General features: G+C 66.7%; 16 protein-coding genes. 8 read left to right on the top strand and 8 right to left on the bottom strand.

Features of this window, described 5'->3' with window-relative positions:
* The first annotated feature begins 36 nt into the window (after nt 1-36).
* A complete protein-coding gene (locus tag ACIQCN_RS00080) occupies nt 37-1,149 on the top strand; it encodes a winged helix DNA-binding domain-containing protein (protein WP_400608827.1) in 1,113 nt (370 codons plus the stop codon).
* Between the two features lie 149 nt (nt 1,150-1,298).
* Nucleotides 1,299-2,255, top strand: coding sequence for a hypothetical protein (locus ACIQCN_RS00085; protein WP_400608828.1), 957 nt, complete (start codon nt 1,299-1,301; stop codon nt 2,253-2,255).
* Nucleotides 2,256-2,319: 64 nt separating this feature from the next.
* On the opposite strand, the gene asd is transcribed toward ACIQCN_RS00085, so the two are convergent.
* From asd to ACIQCN_RS00125, 8 genes are all read right to left on the bottom strand, one after another.
* Nucleotides 2,320-3,462 (bottom strand): aspartate-semialdehyde dehydrogenase, encoded by a 1,143-nt coding sequence (gene asd / locus ACIQCN_RS00090; protein WP_400608830.1) that lies wholly within the window; start codon nt 3,460-3,462, stop codon nt 2,320-2,322.
* Between the two features lie 72 nt (nt 3,463-3,534).
* A complete protein-coding gene (locus ACIQCN_RS00095) occupies nt 3,535-3,753 on the bottom strand; it encodes an NF038396 family protein (protein ID WP_400604459.1) in 219 nt (72 codons plus the stop codon).
* 4 nt (nt 3,754-3,757) lie between these two features.
* Nucleotides 3,758-4,333, bottom strand: coding sequence for a dihydrofolate reductase (locus ACIQCN_RS00100; protein ID WP_400604457.1), 576 nt, complete (start codon nt 4,331-4,333; stop codon nt 3,758-3,760).
* A complete protein-coding gene (locus ACIQCN_RS00105; RefSeq protein ID WP_400604455.1) occupies nt 4,330-5,133 on the bottom strand; it encodes a thymidylate synthase in 804 nt (267 codons plus the stop codon). The genes ACIQCN_RS00100 and ACIQCN_RS00105 overlap by 4 nt, the downstream gene beginning before the upstream one ends.
* Nucleotides 5,134-5,176: 43 nt before the next feature.
* A complete protein-coding gene (locus ACIQCN_RS00110) occupies nt 5,177-6,145 on the bottom strand; it encodes an NUDIX domain-containing protein (protein ID WP_400604454.1) in 969 nt (322 codons plus the stop codon).
* Between the two features lie 10 nt (nt 6,146-6,155).
* Nucleotides 6,156-8,405 carry an RNA degradosome polyphosphate kinase gene (locus ACIQCN_RS00115; RefSeq protein ID WP_400604453.1) on the bottom strand — a complete coding sequence of 750 codons (2,250 nt, stop codon included), beginning with the start codon at nt 8,403-8,405 and terminating at the stop codon, nt 6,156-6,158.
* Between the two features lie 117 nt (nt 8,406-8,522).
* The gene (gene mshD / locus ACIQCN_RS00120) at nt 8,523-9,500 is read right to left on the bottom strand and encodes a mycothiol synthase (protein WP_400608832.1); all 978 of its coding nucleotides are present in this window, start codon (nt 9,498-9,500) and stop codon (nt 8,523-8,525) included.
* 44 nt (nt 9,501-9,544) lie between these two features.
* Nucleotides 9,545-10,243: a winged-helix domain-containing protein gene (locus ACIQCN_RS00125; protein ID WP_400604449.1), complete on the bottom strand. Its 699-nt coding sequence runs from the start codon at nt 10,241-10,243 to the stop codon at nt 9,545-9,547.
* A gap of 359 nt (nt 10,244-10,602) precedes the next feature.
* Here ACIQCN_RS00125 and ACIQCN_RS00130 point away from each other — a divergent pair, with 359 nt between their 5' ends.
* The 6 genes from ACIQCN_RS00130 (at nt 10,603) to ACIQCN_RS00155 (ending at nt 15,696) form a co-directional block, all read left to right on the top strand.
* Nucleotides 10,603-11,370 (top strand): permease, encoded by a 768-nt coding sequence (locus ACIQCN_RS00130; protein WP_400604448.1) that lies wholly within the window; start codon nt 10,603-10,605, stop codon nt 11,368-11,370.
* 172 nt (nt 11,371-11,542) lie between these two features.
* A complete protein-coding gene (locus ACIQCN_RS00135; protein ID WP_400608834.1) occupies nt 11,543-12,151 on the top strand; it encodes an FABP family protein in 609 nt (202 codons plus the stop codon).
* A gap of 50 nt (nt 12,152-12,201) precedes the next feature.
* Entirely contained in the window at nt 12,202-12,930 is a 729-nt protein-coding gene (locus ACIQCN_RS00140) for a flavodoxin family protein (protein ID WP_400608836.1), read from the top strand.
* Between the two features lie 16 nt (nt 12,931-12,946).
* Nucleotides 12,947-14,032, top strand: a complete 1,086-nt coding sequence (locus ACIQCN_RS00145) for a YgfZ/GcvT domain-containing protein (RefSeq protein WP_400608838.1) — start codon at nt 12,947-12,949, stop codon at nt 14,030-14,032.
* Nucleotides 14,029-14,448 (top strand): ankyrin repeat domain-containing protein, encoded by a 420-nt coding sequence (locus ACIQCN_RS00150; RefSeq protein WP_400604441.1) that lies wholly within the window; start codon nt 14,029-14,031, stop codon nt 14,446-14,448. The genes ACIQCN_RS00145 and ACIQCN_RS00150 overlap by 4 nt, the downstream gene beginning before the upstream one ends.
* A gap of 222 nt (nt 14,449-14,670) precedes the next feature.
* A complete protein-coding gene (locus ACIQCN_RS00155) occupies nt 14,671-15,696 on the top strand; it encodes an ATP-dependent 6-phosphofructokinase (protein ID WP_400604439.1) in 1,026 nt (341 codons plus the stop codon).
* The last annotated feature ends 23 nt before the right edge of the window (nt 15,697-15,719 follow it).

Below are 15,719 nucleotides of genomic sequence, written 5' to 3' on the forward strand. Positions count from 1 at the left end.
TGCCCGCAGGTCGGTCGGCGACCGTAGGATGGGGGCATGGCTCCGCTGGCGGGAAAGCGCCTCAACGGCAGGATCATGGGACGGCTCAGACTCGCCTCGCAGTGGCTGCTGCCGTCTTTCACCGGTGAGCGTCCGGAGGCGGCTGACGTAGTCCGTTGGATGACGGCCATGCAGGCGCAGGATCTTCAGGCTGCACTCTGGGCTGTCGGTGTCCGGCTCCCGGTGGGGGGCCTCATGGCGGTTCGGGCGGCCCTGAACTCGGGGACCATTGTCCGGTCCTGGCCGATGCGTGGCACCCTGCACCTGGTGGCGCCCGAAGACCTTCGCTGGATGCTGGAGCTCACTGCGGACCGCCTGACCAAGGGCATGGCCGCCCGCCACCGGGAACTCGGCATCACCTGGGCGGACGTGGAGAAATGCCGGGACCTCGCCCTGGACCATATCTCGGCCGCGGGACCGGTCAGCCGCAGTGAGCTGTTTGCTGTGTTCGATGCCGCCGGCCAGGCCACGCAGGGCCAGCGCGGCATCCATATCCTCGGCACACTCTGCCGCTATCGCTGGCTGGTTCTGGGACCGCTGGCCGGCAACCAGCAGCTGATGGTGGCCTTTGACGACTGGATTCCAGCATCGCGCCGGCTGGAGCGTGCGGAGGCGGTTGCCTCGTGGCTGCTCCGGTACTTCCGCAGCCATGGGCCAGCCACCATCCATGACTTCGCCTGGTGGACGCAGTTGCCGCTCACCGAGGTCCGGGCCGCCCTGGACGAAGTCCGCGGGCAACTGGCGGAGCTGGAGTTCGATGGTTCCGTGTACTGGATGTCGCCCGGGACGGCGGCGCTGCTGGACGGGACAGTCCCCGGAGGCCGGTCAGTCCTGTTGCTGCCCGGTTTCGACGAGTTCCTCCTGGGCTACAAGGACCGGAGCCTGGTGCTGCCGGCGGAGTACGCCAACCATATCGTTCCCGGCGGCAACGGAGTATTCAAGAAGACAGTTGTGGCTGCTGGCGAGGTGGTTGGCACCTGGGCCGTGGAGGGAAAGGGCCGCCGTGCCGCCGTCGTACGTGATCTCTTTGTTGGCGGGCAGCCCGGTCCGGCCCCGCAGGCTGCCTTCGACCGCGCCGCCCGACGGTACCTGGAATTCCTGGCCACCTGACGCACACTCCCGTATAACCGGCCCGCGCCGGCTTGACCGGCGTTGGTCAACCGCGCTCATGCGGCCACGGACCGCTCATGGCGCCGGGGTTTATCCACATAGCCGCGCCCGGGGTACCCGTCCAACAGCCGCCCGGCGAGTGTTGAACCATGAATTCCAAAAAGATCCGGGCCGTAGTGGACGGCCGGTGGCCGCAGGTGGATGTTGCGTCAACCCGGCACCTGGCAGCGGCCGGCCTGGAGAGCAGGCTGGTCAAGAAAGCAACGGACGACGGCGCGCTGCTGCGACTTCGCAGGGGTGCCTACGTTCGGCGGAGCTACTGGGACAGCCTGAAACCGTGGGACCAGGACCTGCTGCGGATCCTCGCGCACTTCGAATCGACGGACGGCGATTCCCGGTACAGCCACATCAGCGCGGCCCGGCTGCACCGCTGCGATGTGTGGGAGGTGGGCCCGTTGATCCATGTCACCACCGGCTACTCGAACTCCCGGGCCAGCGCAGGTAACGATGTCAGGACGCATCGGCTGCCGTTGGCGGAGCACGAGCTGGCCACGGCGCGGACAGTGGACGGCCGGGAGGTCCTGACCACCAGCCTGGAACGGACGGTGCTGGACTGCGCCCGGATCCTGCCGCTGGACCGGGCCGCGGTGATCGGGGACCACGCCCTCCGCAAGGGTGCCAGCCTGGAGCGCATGCGGCAACTCCTGGATGAGAGTCCCACCAAGCGCGGCAGCAGGAGGGCTGCGGCCCTGCTGGAGGTGATCGACGGGCGCTCGGAGTCGGCCGGGGAGACCCGGACCCGTCTGCTGCTGCGCTCCTTTGGCCTGGACAGTTTCATTCCGCAGGTGGACATTCCAACGCCCCAGGGCCTGTTCCGGGCGGACTTCGCGGACCCTCAGGCCAGGGTCATCATCGAATTTGACGGCCGCGCCAAGTACTCCGACTACAAGCCCGCAGAGGAAGCCCTCCTCAACGAGCGGTGGCGGGAAACAGCGCTGCAGGAGCTCGGCTGGTCAGTGTTCCGGATCAAGTGGCCGCAGCTGGACCGGCCCGGCGAACTCCGGAGGCGGCTCTTCGCGTTCCTTGCCACGCAAAAGCGGCCCTGACCCGCATGAGCGGCGCTCGGAAGCACCGGTTATGTGGGCCAGGGCCGCTTATGGCGGACAAAAACTACAGGTTCCCGGTGGCGATGTTGAGCATGCGGCGCAGGGGCTCGGCGGCGCCCCAGAGGAGCTGGTCGCCCACGGTGAAGGCACTGATGTACTGCGGGCCCATCTCCATCTTGCGGATGCGGCCCACCGGGATGTCCAGGGTGCCGGAGGCCGCAACGGGCGTGAGGTCGGCCATGGAGGCTTCCTTGGTGTTGGGAACCACCTTGGCCCACTCGTTATCCTCCGCCAGGAGCTTCTCGATCTCCGCGACGGAGAGGTCCTCGCGCAGCTTGAGCGTCAGCGCCTGGGAGTGGGAGCGCATGGCGCCGATCCGGACGCACAGCCCGTCCATGATGATCCGGGTTTCCTCGGACGTGCCCAGGATCTTGTTGGTCTCCACCCCGGCCTTCCACTCTTCCTTGGACTGCCCGTTGCCCAGGTCGGCGTCGATCCAGGGGATCAGCGAGCCGGCCAGCGGCACGCCGAACTGGGTGGCGTCGATGTCGGTGCGCTGGTGGGCGAGCACCTTGCGGTCGATCTCCAGAATGGCCGACGCCGGGTCGTCCAGTTCCGTGCTGACCTCGGCGTTTAGCGTGCCGAACTGGCTGAGGAGCTCGCGCATGTGCCGGGCGCCGCCGCCGGAAGCTGCCTGATAGGTCATGGAGGTGCCCCACTCGACCAGCCCGTTCTTGAACAGTCCGCCGAGGCCCATCAGCATGCAGGAGACGGTGCAGTTGCCGCCGATGAAGTCCCGGGTGCCGTTGACCAGGCCCTTGTCGATGACATCGCGGTTGATGGGGTCCAGCACGATGATCGAGTCGTCGTTCATGCGCAGGGTGGAAGCGGCGTCGATCCAGAGGCCGTCCCAGCCGCGGCCGCGCAGCTCCGAGTGGACGCGCTTGGTGTAGTCCCCGCCCTGGGCGGTGACGATAATGGGCAGCTTGGCCAGGGTGTCGAGATCGAACGCGTCCTCGAGCTTGCCGGCGCTGCCTCCTGCTGTTCCAGCAATAGACGGCCCGGCACCTCCCGCGTTGGAGGTGGAGAAGAACACCGGGTTGATGTTGGCGAAGTCGCCCTCGTCCTGCATGCGCTGCATGAGGACGGAACCGACCATGCCGCGCCATCCGACCAGGCCGACGGAAGGGGTAGCTGCTGTAGTCATTGGATCAGTTTAGACTTCGCAACCGGCCCGGCGCAGTCGGTTACGTCACGCGGGACGGGCGGAACGGGGGGCCTAGCGGCGCTCCGGGTCCTCCAGCACGGCGGCCTTGCGGGCGCGGAGGGCGAAGAAGGCGCCAAAGGCGAAGACCTGCGTCACCACCACCAGCACGATGGCGCCGGCGATCTTGTTCCCGCCGAGGATCATGGTCAGTCCAACGATGGCGGACAGCAGGGCCAGCAGCGGCAGGAGCATGTAGCCCAGGATGAAAAGCGTTTCGGGTTTTTTCAGCATGTTCCTAGCCTTCGGTCCGTGACCATTTGGTGAAGCGGTAGCGCGTGCCGTTGGCGCCGGTCAGCCATCCGTCCGGTGGGACGGAGGCAGTTGCCTCCCAGCCTGGGCCGAGTTCGGGGGCGTAGGTGTCGCCGTCGGCTTTTACATCGATGGTGGTGACCACCGCGGTGGTGGCGAGGTCGGCGGACTGCCGGAATATCTCCCCGCCACCCACAATCCAGACCGTTTCACCGCCGTCCACGAACTGCGACTCGAGCAGGGCGTCATCCAGGGAGGAAACCACGACGGCGCCCTCCGCCTCGGGCGTTTCGGCCCACCCTTCCTGCCGGGTAATGACGATATTGGTGCGCCCGGGCAGCGGACGGTATTTGGCCGGGAAGGACAACCAGGTTTTGCGGCCCATCACCACGGGGTGGCCCATGGTGAGGCGGGTGAAGTGCTTCAGGTCCTCAGGAAGGTGCCAGGGCATGTCCCCGCCCTTGCCGATGACACCGTCCGGGGTCTGCGCCCAGACGAGTCCGACGCCGGTGATGGAGGCGGCGAGCTCCTCCGTGAATGCCTGCGGGTTCCCGGTGTTCATACGGCGATCGGGGCCTTGATGGTGGGGTGGTGCCGGTAACCGACCACGTCGAAGTCCTCCAGTGTGTAATCGAAAATCGAGGCGGGCCTGCGGGTGATCCGCAGCTGCGGGTATTCGTATGGTTCCCTGTCCAGCTGCTTGAGCACCTGGTCCATATGGTTTTCGTAGATGTGCACGTCGCCGCCGGTCCAGATGAACTCGCCCGGTTCCAGGCCCACCTGCTGAGCGACCATGCACGTGAGCAGCGCGTAGGAGGCGATGTTGAAGGGAACGCCCAGGAACATGTCCGCGGAGCGCTGGTAGAGCTGGCAGGAGAGCCTGCCGTCCGCCACGTAGAACTGGAAGAACGCATGGCACGGCGGCAGGGCCATGTCCTTGAGCTCCGAGACATTCCAGGCGGAGACGATGTGGCGCCGGGAATCGGGATTGGACTTGAGCCCCTCGATGAGCTCGGCAATCTGGTCGATGTGGCCGCCGTCGGGGGTGGGCCAGCTGCGCCACTGCACGCCGTACACGGGGCCGAGATCGCCGTCCGCGTCCGCCCATTCATTCCAGATGGTGACGCCTTGGTCCTGCATCCACCTGACGTTGGTTTCCCCGCGCAGGAACCACAGGAGTTCCACGGCCACCGACTTGAAGTGCACCCGCTTGGTGGTGATCAGCGGGAAGCTTTCGCCGAGGTCAAAGCGAATCTGCCGGCCGAAAACGCTGGTGGTCCCGGTGCCGGTACGGTCCGATTTATGGGTGCCGTTGGCCAGGACGTCGCGCAGGAGGTCTTCGTAGGGGGTTGGGATGCTCACGGTTCAAGTCTACTTTCGAAAGCGCGGGGTCTGGTGGGCAACACTAGTCGTCAAAAGGCTTGAACTGCTCCACCGCCACAATCCGGTCCTTGCCGCCGTGGGCCACGTGGCACACCACCAGCTCGCCCGGGCTCAGATACGGCTCCTCCGCGGGCAGCAGGACCTGCAGTTGCTTGGCCATGTGCTTGGCCAGCTGTCCAAAGACCGTCGGAAGTGCCGGGCGGTGGGTGCAGACCACCACGGGCCGCTGCTTGTCGAAAAGGTTCTCGATCACGCCCGCGGTCTTCTTGGGACTGCGGTGGTGCCGGTGCTCCGTGAGGGCTTCAGCGAGCTTCACCTTGGCACCGCTTGCCTTGGCGTAGGGCGCCACCGTAGCAACGCAGCGCAGCCACGGGCTGGTCACGACCCGTACCGGCTGCCAGGCCTGCAAGAGCCTGCCCACGGCCTGGGCCTGCCTGGTGCCGGTGGCAGCGAGGGGCCGCTCGCCTTCGGCCTTGGTCCAGGAAGAGCGTGGTTTTGCCTTGGCATGCCGGAGCACCAGCAGCGGCCAGGTGTCCAGTTCCCGGCGCCGGTACATTTCCCACAGGTATTCGAGCGGCAACAGGTCCGAAGGATTGGACAGGAGGGACGCCGCCTTTTCCGGCGTGCACCACATCACGCTGTCCACCTCCTTGCCGTCGGGCTGCAGGCGGTTTCCGTTGACCTTGAGGGCCCAGTAGTGGACCACTTTCAAGCCCGACTGGACGTGGTAATGGATGGGGGGAAGCGGAATCCCCAGCTGGGCGGTGAGGCCGATTTCCTCCCGGACCTCACGCACGGCGCACTCAGGGATGGTCTCGCCGTCGTCGATCTTTCCCTTAGGCCATGACCAGTCGTCATAGCGCGGCCGGTGGATCAGCAGGACTTCGAGCCGGTCCCTGGCAATCCGCCACGGGACGGCCCCAGCCGCCGTAATGGCGATGGGTTCTCCCGGGTGGTCCGTCTGGTCAGCTACGAGTGCATCGCTCGACAAAGCGGGGCCCTTACCGGCGGCTGAGGCTGCGCTGCCGGGGACGGGATGCGAGCAACCAGGACTGGACGTCCTCCAGCGGCCTGCCCTCGTCCGAAAGGTGGTGGCGGGTCCAGTTCCCTTCATTGTCCAGGTGCCAGCTGGCGGTTTCCGGGGCCATGTAGCGCTGCAGCAGGGCCAGCACGTAAGCGATGTCGTCCGCGCTGCCCAGCTGGACCAGGGCTTCCACCCGGCGGTCCAGGTTGCGGTGCATCATGTCCGCTGAACCTATGTACACCACCGGGTCACCGCCGTTCGCGAATGCAAACACGCGCGAGTGCTCCAGGAACCTGCCCAGGATGGAGCGGACCGTGATGTTTTCGCTCAGGCCCGGCACGCCGGGGCGCAGGGAACAGATGCCGCGGACCACCACGTCCACCTTGACCCCGGCCTGTGATGCCCGGTACAGCGAATCGATGATGGCCTCATCCACCATGGAGTTCACCTTGATCTGCACCCGGCCCGGAATGCCGGCGCGGGCGTTGCGGATCTCGGTCTCGATCCGGTCAATCAGGCCGGACCGCACGGACCGCGGTGCCACCAGCAGGCGCTTGAACGTGGACTTGGGCGCGTACCCGGAGAGCTGGTTGAACAGCTTGGACAGGTCCTCACCCACCTGGTCATTGGCGGTGAGAAGGCCCAGGTCCTCGTAGTAGCGCGCGGTGCGGGGGTGGTAGTTGCCGGTGCCGATGTGGCAGTAGCGGCGCAGCCCGTCCACCTCCTGGCGGACCACCAGCGAGAGCTTGCAGTGCGTCTTGAGTCCTACGATGCCGTAGACCACGTGGACGCCGGCCTGTTCAAGCTTGCGGGCCCAGGAGATGTTGGCCTGCTCGTCGAACCGTGCCTTAATCTCCACCAGGGCCAGGACCTGCTTGCCGGCCTCCGCGGCGTCGATGAGCGCGTCCACGATGGGGGAGTCTCCGGATGTCCGGTACAGGGTCTGCTTGATGGCCTGGACCTTCGGGTCCGCCGCAGCTTGTTCCAGGAACGCCTGCACCGAGGTGGAGAAGGAGTCGTACGGGTGGTGCAGCAGGATGTCGCGCCGCCGCATGGCGGCGAAAACGTTGGCTGCCTTCGAGGTCTCGGACTCGTTGAGGTACCGCGACGTGTGCGGGACGTGCTTGGGGTAGTGCAGGTCTGCGCGGTCGATCGCTGCAATCACGGACAGCCCGCGGAGGTCCAGGGGCGCCGGGACGGAATAGACCTCGGCCTCCTCGACACCCAGTTCCCGGATCAGGAGCGCCCGGATGTTCGGGTTGATGTCGTTGGTGACCTCGAGCCGGACGGGCGGGCCGAACCGGCGCCGCAGCAGTTCCTTCTCCAAGGCCTGGAGGAGGTTCTCTGCGTCATCCTCTTCCACCTCCACGTCCTCGTTGCGGGTGACGCGGAAGGTGTGGTGCTCCAGGACTTCCATTCCGGGGAATAGCCGGTCCAGGTGGACGGCGATGACCTCTTCCAGCGCGATGAAGCGGGCCACCCGGCCCGGTACCGCACCGGCACGGGGCCCGTCGATGGAGATCAGCCGGGGCAGCTGGTCCGGGACCTTGACACGGGCAAACAGTTCCTTGTCGCTCACCGGGTTCCGGACCACTACCGCCAGGTTCAGGGAAAGGCCGGAAATGTAGGGGAACGGGTGGGCCGGGTCCACTGCCAGCGGGGTGAGGATCGGGAAGACCTTCTCCGCGAACATGACGGTCAGCTGCTGCTTGGCGGCGTCGTCCAGTTCATCCCAGTGCATGAGGTGGATGTGTTCGTAGGCCAGGGCCGGCCGGATCTGCTCGGCGTAGACCTGCGCGTGGCGCTGCTGCAGGCGGTGTGCTTCCTCGCTGATGCGCTCCAGGACCTCCACCGGGCTCAGTCCAGCGGGCGAGGGGACGGCCAGTCCGGTGGCGATACGGCGCTTCAGCCCGGCCACCCGGACCATGAAAAACTCATCCAGGTTGGAGGCGAAGATGGACAGGAAGCCCACGCGTTCCAGCAGGTGAAGGGTGGGGTCTTCCGCCAGTTCCAGGACTCTGGAGTTGAACGCCAGCCAGCTCAGCTCACGGTCCAGGAACCGGTCCGGGCGGATGTCACCCTCGGGCTGCAGGTTGGGTGCGAATTCGGGGATGTCGATCCGGTCCTGGGTGGCCCGGGAAGCCGGAACCTCGGAGGAGCCGAAGCGGGCGCGCACAGGTGCCGCAACATCCTGGGGCGTGGCGGTTCCGGACGGTTCCGGGGTCATGGCATCTCCTTTACCTGGCGCCTGGACCGGCTGGTCCGGCCCGCGCGCCCTGCTTCAACCTTACAAGTTTTCCGGCCGGCAGCAGGGGCGGTTTGCACCCTTCCCCGGCCCGCATCCTCAGGCGGTGGCCCGGCCGAGCGGTCCGTACATGACATCCATGTCCCAGCGGGTGAACCCCAGACTGCGGTAGAGGGCCACGGCGGCCGCGTTATCCGCATCGGTGTAGAGCATGACGGCATGCAGTCCCAGGTCCTGCAGGTATCTGATGCCGGCAACGGTGAGGGCTTTGCCCAGCCCCATGCCCTGCGCCTCAGGGGCGACGCCCACCACGTACACCTCGCCGATCGCCGGATGCGGCCCGTGCTTGGGGTGGACCTTGGTCCAATGGAAACCCAGCAGCCGGCCGTCCCGGTCCTCAGCCAGCAGGAACCCGGCCGGGTCGAACCAGTCCTCCGCCATGCGGGCCTCAAGGTCTGCCCGGGTCAGGCTGCCCTGCTCCGGGTGGTGCGCGAACGCCGCCCGGTTTACTTCCAGCCAGGCGTCCTCGTCCCTGCCCGGCAGGAACGGCCGGAGCGACACGCCCTCCGGAAGCGCCGTCCCGGGAAGGCGGGTCCCCGCCGTCGTCATCCGCATTTTCCAGAGCTCGCGCACAGGGCCGAAGCCATAGCGGGCGGCGAGGTCCGCGGCGGCCTCATGGTTGCCGTGGGACCAGGCCTTCAGGCCGTCCAGTCCTCGGGCTTCCTTGAGCGCGCCCACCAGGCGGTCCGCCACGCCCTGGTTGCGATAGCTGGGGTGCACGGCAATTTCCAGGACGCCGGTGCCGTCAGGTTCATCGATGACGACGGCGAATCCCGCCAGATCCTCGCCGGTGGCCGGGTCGGAATCCTCGTCAGGGGCGTAGAGGGCCAAGGTGAGGAGCGCGTGGGGGCCGGCAGCGGCGGAGCGCATGGTCACCAGGGTCTGCTCCGAAATGGCCGGGTTCCCGTCAGACTCTTCGGCGGCAGCAAGGAGGTCCCGGCAATCCTTCAGGAGCTGCCGGTCAACCCCGCCGCGGATAACCTGGACGGGCCATTTCTCGGGGTGCGCTGCAGTCATGAGGCAAGGCTATACGGGTTGGGCCGGATCCGGTCGAGGCTGCGTCAGGCCTCGGTGAGTTCGTCTTCCTGCTGGCGTACCAGGGTGAGGCGGTAGCCCACGTTCCGGACCGTGCTGATCAGGTTCTCGTGGTCGGCACCCAGTTTGGCCCGCAGCCGCCGGACGTGGACGTCCACGGTGCGGGTGCCGCCGTAATAGTCGTAACCCCACACCTCTGTCAGAAGCTGCTGGCGGGTGAACACGCGGCCCGGATGCTGTGCCAGGTACTTCAGGAGCTCAAACTCCTTGAAGGTCAGGTTCAGGGCCGCGCCGTTGACCCGGGCCGTGTAACTGGCTTCATCGATGACCACACCGGCGGCGCGGATTTCGGTGGGGGTCTCGTCCGCTTCGGGCACTGCCCGGGCAACGGCGAGCCGGATCCTGGCTTCCACCTCTGCGGGCCCCGCGGAATCCAGCACGATGTCGTCAACGGTCCATGCGGAGGATACCGCCGCCATGCCGCCCTCGGTCAGGATCAGCATCAGGGGTGCGCTCAGGCCGGTGGCCTTCAGGAGCTGGGTGAGGGACCGGGCGCCCACCAGGTCTTTGCGGGCGTCGAGCAGGACGATGTCGCACGGATCCGTTTCCAGCAGTGCGGTGGGTTCCGCGGGAAGGATATGGACGCGGTGGTTCAGCAGTTCCAAGGCAGGAAGGATGTCCACCGAAGAGCCGGTGCTGTTCGTCAGTAACAGGATGTGCGACATTGTTCCTCCAAGGGCTGTCCGCGCATCATTGGGCGACTGAACCGGGTTTCCACCGGCTGGTACTGTCTCCCTGCGCCGGTTCCGGCCGCTGCGAAAACGGGCCGGCGAGCCACCGAAACAGGAAGCCTAGCTGAACTTTGAGTATACCCGGCAGGCCTTTCCAAGCCACGGATCCTGCCCTCATGCGGGGACGTTTTACGACATATCCGATTCATATAGGGCAGGATTGGGACAGGGGCCGCTTGCCCCGCAACCGGCGCTGCCGCCCTGCACCAGGGCATATGCGCCCAGCCACGGTCCACGCCACGATGGGAAAGCAACGCAGTGAGTGCACAGACTAAGCCCCGGCCGGTTTCCGCATGACGGCCGGGCTGCAGGCGCCAGTCCGCTCGCTGGGCTCGTGGGTGGTCGGGGTTATCGGAATCGCCGGACTCGTGGCGATCATCGCCGGCGTCTATTCCTCCACGGGCGTGCTGGTGACCGTAGCCGTCCTGATCGCCGTCGCCGTGGGCATCGGCTGGCCGCATTTCCTCCGCATCCCTGCCAAGAAGACCCTTGCCGCCGTCATCGCGCTGCCGGGCGCTGGCTCGGCGCTCGCCGCCGCCTCTGCGCCCGCCCCCGGCTACCTCGACCGGACGCCGGCCTTCATCGCCTTGGGCATCATGGCGGTCTTCGTGGTCCAGCTGATCCGCGGAACCGGCCAGGCCCAAAGGCTGGAGTCCACGCTGGGCTGCTGTGCGGGCGTGCTCCTGTCCTGCCTGGGTGCCGGCTGGATCGCCGGATCCCGCTTCAACGGCGTCCGCGAGATGCTGCTGGTGGCCGCCATTAGCGCAGCCGCAGCCCTGCTGGCCGGGCTGATCCGCTGGCCGGACAACATCGTTGCGCCGCTGGAAATCTCCCTCGCCGGACTGGCCGGGCCGCTTGCCGGGCTGGTGCTCTCCGACATTGCCGTCCTGCCCGCGGCGATCTTCGGCGTGGTGGTGGGCGCAGTGCTCGCCAGCTTCCGCCGGCTGGTCACGCTCCGGGGGGCGCCGCTTAACATTCCCTCCGCCGTAGCCATCGGGCTCGCCCCCGTCTCTGCCGTCGGGTCACTCGCCTACTTCATAGACAAACTACTCATCTACTAGCGGTTAGGATGGCATCATGTCCGTACTTGCATTTGAAATCTTCTTCCTTGTCCTGCTCGGCATCGCGAGCCTGGCCATGGCCTGGTTCGCAGGCTTCGTGGTCTACCGCCTCTTCAAGGGCCAGAAATAGGCTGCTGGGTTCCGAGCCTTTCCATACCGCGAGGTAAATGCTGTGCCCATTGAGATTCCCACAGACCTGACACCCGAACTCGTTCCTCTTTCCTGGCTCATCGGTGAGTGGGAAGGCCGCGGCCGGCTGGGCAGCGGGGACGAGGACTCCGAGCATTTCCTGCAGCACGTTTCCTTTACGCACAACGGTCAGCCTTACCTTCAGTACCGCGCGGAGAGCTGGCTGACGGACGACGACGGAACGCGCCTTAGGCCCCTCACCGTCGAGACGGGTTTTTGGTCGCTGGAGCGCAAACAGCTCGAAGCCGACGGCGGCCCGGGGCTCGTCCCCTCAGACATCGTCCCCGTGCTCAAGAGCGCGGAAGAGGTCGAGGCCCTGCGGAACAAGGACGGCGGGTTCGATATTTCCGTCTCCATTGCGCACCCTGGCGGTATCTCCGAGCTGTACTACGGCCAGATCAAGGGCCCGCAGATCCACCTGAGCACGGATATGGTGATGCGCGGCAGCCACTCCAAGCCCTACACCGCCGCCACCCGGATTTTCGGACTGGTGGACGGGAACCTGTTGTGGCGGTGGGATGTGGCCACCGGCGCGGAAGGCGGCAAGGGCCTCGAAGCCCACGCTTCAGCCTTCCTGAAGAAAGTTGCCTGAGCCGGGCAGCACCAGCCAACCGGGCAGTACCAATGCGAGGGAGCGGCGCCGTGGAAGATGCAGGCAAGACTGGCAAGTACGGCGGCCTCAAGGCTGTTTTCTTTAACGGCACCCTGAAGAAGTCGCCCCAGACGTCCAATACGGACGGGCTGATCACCATCAGCCGCCGCATCATGGAAAAACAGGGTGTCAGCACCCGCCTGATCCGCACCGTGGATCATGACATCGCCAGTGGTGTCTATCCGGACATGACCGAGTACGGCTGGGCCACGGACGAGTGGCCGGAACTGTACCCGGCGGTGCGGGAAGCCGACATCGTGGTGCTTGCCGGCCCCATCTGGCTCGGCGACAACTCCTCGCAGACCAAGAAGCTGATCGAACGGCTGTACGCGCACTCCGGTGAACTTAACGGGAAGGGCCAGTGGGCGTTCTATCCCAAGGCGGGCGGAGCCCTGGTCTCCGGCAACGAGGACGGCATCAAGCACTGCGCTATGAACCTCCTCTACAGCCTGCAGCACATCGGCTTCAGCATTCCGCCACAGGCGGACGCCGGCTGGATCGGCCCGGTGGGCCCCGGTCCCAGCTACCTGGATGAAGGGTCCGGCGGGCCGGAGAGCGACTTCACCAACCGCAACGTCACCTTCATGACCTGGAACCTGATGCACCTGGCCAGCATCCTCAAGGCAGCGGGCGGGTATCCGGCCTACGGCAACCTGCCCGAAGAATGGGATGCAGGCACCCGGTTCGATTTCGAAAACCCGGAATACCGCGCACCCTAAAGGACGTTTCCCCAGTATGACTACCCCCAGCCCCCTGTTGTCGCGCCCGGGCGCGGTCGAAGCCGCCGCCGCGGACGCCGGAGTTGCCGCCCACTATGGTGAGCCCCTCCGAGAGCAGCGCGCCCTCGCGGCCGGTACCGCCGTCGTCGACCTTTCCCACCGCGGCGTGGTGACGGTGACCGGCCCGGACCGCCTCAGTTGGCTCAACACCCTGTCCTCCCAGCAGGTGGCGGCGCTGAAGCCGGGGGAGTCCAGCGAGCTGCTGCTCCTGAGCGTGCAGGGCCGCATCGAGTTCGACGCCCGGGTGATTGACGACGGCGGGACCACCTGGCTGATCGTCGAGGCCGCCGAGGCAGGGCCGCTGGCGGAGTTCCTCAACCGGATGAAGTTCATGCTGCGGGTCGAGGTGGCGGATGTTTCGGCCGCCTGGGCCGTGGTGGGCAGCACCCGGGCGGTGCCCGAATGGTCCGGCCTGCTGGCCTGGGAGGATCCGTGGCCGCATGTTGGTGCCGGCGGCTACTCTTACGCAACCGTCGCCGAGGAGGGCCACCCTGGCCTGGAGCGCCCCTGGTTTGAGTACCTCGTGCCCGCCGCTGAGCTGGAACAGACGGTCGGGGAGCGTCCCCTGGCCGGCGTCATGGCGGCGGAGGCGCTGCGCATCGCCGCCTGGCGGCCCAGGATCGGCGCGGAGACGGACGACAAGACCATTCCGCACGAACTCGACCTTATCCGCACCGCCGTGCACCTGGCCAAGGGCTGTTACAAGGGCCAGGAAACCATCGCCCGCGTCCACAACCTGGGGCACCCGCCGCGGCGCCTCGTGTTCCTGCAGCTGGACGGGTCGCAGCACACCATGCCGGCCGCCGGCAGCCCGGTACTGGCCGGGGAACGGAAAGTCGGCGCCGTCACGTCCGTGGCGCAGCACTACGAAATGGGCCCGGTGGCACTCGCCGTAATCAAGCGTTCCGTGGCGCCCGACGAAATACTGACCGTCCAGGACGGCGACGAGCCTTACACCGCCGTCCAGGAACTCATCGTTGCCCCGGACGCCGGCCAGGTGGTGGGGCGCCAGACCGGATTCCTCAGGGGGCCGCGCGCATGAGCGAAACCAACCCTGCTGGTTCCGGCACCATGCCGGGAACGCCCGACGACGACGCCCTGGCACTGGCGCATACCCTCTTCCAGGCTGCCAGGGAGGGGAACACGGAACTGCTGGGTGCCTACCTCGCCGCCGGTGCACCGGCGGGGCTCACCAATGCTGCCGGCGACTCCCTCCTGATGCTCGCGGCCTACCATGGACACCCGGACGCCGTGCAGCTGGTACTCCGTCACGGTGCCGACCCCAACACGGCCAACGACCGCGGCCAGACGCCGCTGGCCGGCGCCGCCTTCAAGGGCTACACGGACGTGGCCCGGGCACTGCTGGACGCCGGAGCGGACCCCGACGCCGGAGCCCCCTCCGCCCGCGCCGCGGCCCGGATGTTCGCCCGGACGGAGATCCTGGCCCTGCTGGACTAAACCCCGGACGCTCTCTCACCTAACGTGCCTTTCCCCCGGACGCTCTCTCACCTAACGTGCCTTTCCCCCGGACGCTCTCTCGCTTTACGTGCCTTTCCGCGAAGGGAGGCGAGGCGTTTGTAACCGGTTTGTGTCGTACCCCACACGTCCCACTAGAATCTAGGGTGAGCTCAGCGTGGCGCTCTGCCAGTTATCCCCTCACTCCAGGATTTGAGCCGAAACATGAAAATTGGAATCCTCACCAGCGGTGGCGACTGCCCCGGTTTGAACGCGGTCATCCGCGGCGCCGTCCTTAAGGGCATTGCCATCCATGGCCATGAATTCGTCGGTTTCCTCGACGGATGGCGCGGTGTTGTTGAGGGCGACATCATCGATATCCCCAGGACCATGGTGCGCGGCATCGCCAAGCAGGGCGGCACCATCCTGGGCACCTCCCGGACCAACCCGTTCGAGAACGGCGGCGGGCCGGAGGTCATCAAGGCGCACATGGACCGCCTGGGGATCGACGCCATCATTGCGATCGGCGGCGAAGGAACCCTGGCGGCCGCCAAGCGCCTCACGGATGCGGGCCTGAAGATCGTCGGCGTTCCCAAGACCGTGGACAACGACCTCGACGCCACCGACTACACATTCGGTTTCGACACCGCCGTCCAAATTGCCACCGAAGCCATCGACCGGCTGCGGACCACCGGGGAATCGCACCACCGGTGCATGATCGCCGAGGTCATGGGCCGGCATGTGGGCTGGATCGCCCTGCACGCCGGAATGGCCGCCGGCGCCCACGCCATCCTGATTCCGGAACAGAAGGTCAGCATCGAGCAGATCACCGAGTGGGTCAATGAGGCCCACGCCCGTGGCCGCGCACCCCTTGTGGTGGTGGCGGAAGGCTTTGTGCCGGAGCACATGGAATCCCCGCACTCAGAGCGAGGCCTGGACACTTTCGGCCGGCCACGCCTGGGCGGCATCGCGGACCAGCTGGCTCCTGAACTGGAAGCCCGGACCGGCATCGAAACCCGCGCCACCATCCTGGGCCACATCCAGCGGGGCGGCGTCCCGTCCGCCTTCGACCGTGTCCTGGCCACCCGCCTGGGCATGGCGGCCATCGATTCGGTGGTTGAAGGCTACTGGGGCACCATGGTGGCGCTGAAGGGGACGGACATTGAGCACGTGGTCTTCGAAAAGGCGCTGGGCCAGCTCAAGACAGTGCCGCAGAACCGCTACAACGAAGCTGCGGTCCTGTTCGGCTAGGCGCCGGCCCCCCGCCTAGGCTG

It is taken from the genome of Pseudarthrobacter sp. NPDC092424, assembly GCF_044754925.1.
In the GTDB taxonomy this organism is placed as follows: Bacteria; Actinomycetota; Actinomycetes; order Actinomycetales; family Micrococcaceae; genus Arthrobacter.

Excerpts from the sequence above, each read along its gene's own strand:
- ACIQCN_RS00100 (WP_400604457.1), bottom strand. The coding sequence starts at position 4,333 with ATGAACACCGGGAACCCGCAGGCATTCACGGAGGAGCTCGCCGCCTCC.
- ACIQCN_RS00115 (WP_400604453.1), bottom strand. The coding sequence starts at position 8,405 with ATGACCCCGGAACCGTCCGGAACCGCCACGCCCCAGGATGTTGCGGCA.
- ACIQCN_RS00130 (WP_400604448.1), top strand. The coding sequence starts at position 10,603 with ATGACGGCCGGGCTGCAGGCGCCAGTCCGCTCGCTGGGCTCGTGGGTG.
- ACIQCN_RS00125 (WP_400604449.1), bottom strand. The coding sequence starts at position 10,243 with ATGTCGCACATCCTGTTACTGACGAACAGCACCGGCTCTTCGGTGGAC.
- mshD (WP_400608832.1), bottom strand. The coding sequence starts at position 9,500 with ATGACTGCAGCGCACCCCGAGAAATGGCCCGTCCAGGTTATCCGCGGC.
- ACIQCN_RS00150 (WP_400604441.1), top strand. The coding sequence starts at position 14,029 with ATGAGCGAAACCAACCCTGCTGGTTCCGGCACCATGCCGGGAACGCCC.
- ACIQCN_RS00095 (WP_400604459.1), bottom strand. The coding sequence starts at position 3,753 with ATGCTGAAAAAACCCGAAACGCTTTTCATCCTGGGCTACATGCTCCTG.
- ACIQCN_RS00155 (WP_400604439.1), top strand. The coding sequence starts at position 14,671 with ATGAAAATTGGAATCCTCACCAGCGGTGGCGACTGCCCCGGTTTGAAC.
- ACIQCN_RS00145 (WP_400608838.1), top strand. The coding sequence starts at position 12,947 with ATGACTACCCCCAGCCCCCTGTTGTCGCGCCCGGGCGCGGTCGAAGCC.
- asd (WP_400608830.1), bottom strand. The coding sequence starts at position 3,462 with ATGACTACAGCAGCTACCCCTTCCGTCGGCCTGGTCGGATGGCGCGGC.
- ACIQCN_RS00085 (WP_400608828.1), top strand. The coding sequence starts at position 1,299 with ATGAATTCCAAAAAGATCCGGGCCGTAGTGGACGGCCGGTGGCCGCAG.
- ACIQCN_RS00080 (WP_400608827.1), top strand. The coding sequence starts at position 37 with ATGGCTCCGCTGGCGGGAAAGCGCCTCAACGGCAGGATCATGGGACGG.